The organism is Brachyspira catarrhinii, from assembly GCF_005518285.1.
In the GTDB taxonomy this organism is placed as follows: Bacteria; Spirochaetota; Brachyspiria; order Brachyspirales; family Brachyspiraceae; genus Brachyspira; species Brachyspira catarrhinii.
In genome coordinates, this window is the sequence record NZ_SJDU01000513.1 from 1 (window position 1) to 1,347 (window position 1,347).

3 protein-coding genes are annotated in these 1,347 nt (G+C 18.9%); all 3 read left to right on the plus strand.

Annotated elements, in window-relative coordinates; all coding sequences use genetic code 11:
• Positions 1–262: hypothetical protein (locus EZH24_RS14310; protein ID WP_161976170.1), on the plus strand; the 262-nt coding region annotated here is incomplete at its 5' end.
• Positions 255–578, plus strand: coding sequence for a hypothetical protein (locus EZH24_RS11955; RefSeq protein ID WP_137999300.1), 324 nt, complete (start codon positions 255–257; stop codon positions 576–578). The genes EZH24_RS14310 and EZH24_RS11955, both read left to right, overlap by 8 nt.
• Positions 579–728: 150 nt before the next feature.
• Positions 729–1,334 (plus strand): hypothetical protein, encoded by a 606-nt coding sequence (locus EZH24_RS11960; protein ID WP_137999301.1) that lies wholly within the window; start codon positions 729–731, stop codon positions 1,332–1,334.
• Positions 1,335–1,347: the final 13 nt, after the last annotated feature.

The following is a 1,347-nucleotide window of genomic DNA, read 5'->3' on the forward strand; positions in this document are numbered from 1 at the left end:
CAATGGAACAGCCAGTTTTGATAGTTTTTTTAATGCTTTTTTTGGAAATAAAGATACAATAAAAAACAATGAAGAAAATGTATTTGTTTTAGAGTATCTTGATAAAGATGAGTTAAAGAATAAAATTTTTAATAAATGTATATCTTCAGATATAAATGATGACATTATATTAACAGATGAAGAATATGATTTTATAGCAAAAAAAGTTGATGAAAAAAAAGATAAATCATATTTAAAAAAATATATGAAAAGACATGAATAATGAAACTCCAAAAGCACTTAAAATTATTAGAGCGTATCATAATACATATAGAAAAAAGAATAATATAGATATTGTTAATAAAGATTTAAATTTAGACTATGAATATATAGAAAATCAATTGGATGAAGTATATAGAAAAGATGAAAATGGCAATTTTATTTACTTTACTAAAGAAGCTAGAATAAATAAATTATTTGAATATGCTTTATCTTTTTTTAAATCAGAATCTGACGAATTTTATTCTGAAAAAGAACAAATTATAGCTATATTAATTGAGGCTATGTCTCAATATGATCAAAATATAATTTCAGATTAAAGATAAAATTACTATAAAAAATATAAAAAACCGCTTATAAAAGGTTTAAAAATCAGAAAAAGAGTATAAACTGTACATATAGACATTTTTTTAAAAGAGTTTAGAATATTAGCATATCTATAATATTTTAAGGTCTATTAATTAAACATTATGATAAACTTTATTAAAGAACTTCAAAATAAATTAAAAAAAGAAACTAAATTAAAAGATTTAATTATTAATTCTGAAATAAATAAATTAAGATATAATGATTTATTAACAAAAATAAATAAAGCTCAAGAGGATATTAAAAATAATTTTTTTATAGAGGATGGTTTTGCCGTATATAAAGGTGATAAAATAGAATTAAAATTAAATATCAAAAATTATAAAAAATTCGCTATAGAATACTATAAAAAATATCCATTAGAATTTATTCTTATGCCAGAACATAATTTATCTATAAATACAGATTTTAGAAGTGAATTGATATTTAAAGAAATAGAAAATATTGAAAATATAGAAATATTACCAAATGCCAAAGAAAAACATAAAAATAATATTATTACAAAATCAAAAAATAAAAATAATGCTATAAATTGTTTATTTTTACAAGGAATAGAACACGGAGTAAGAATTGATAATAAGCAAATTGTTTTTTTAGCACAAGATGCGGACATAAAAAACTTTATAGCTAATAAACAATATATATATACATCTTATGTGGATTTACAAACTTTACGTTACTTTTATAAAATAATTAATGATTTAATATAATTAGGATAAAATT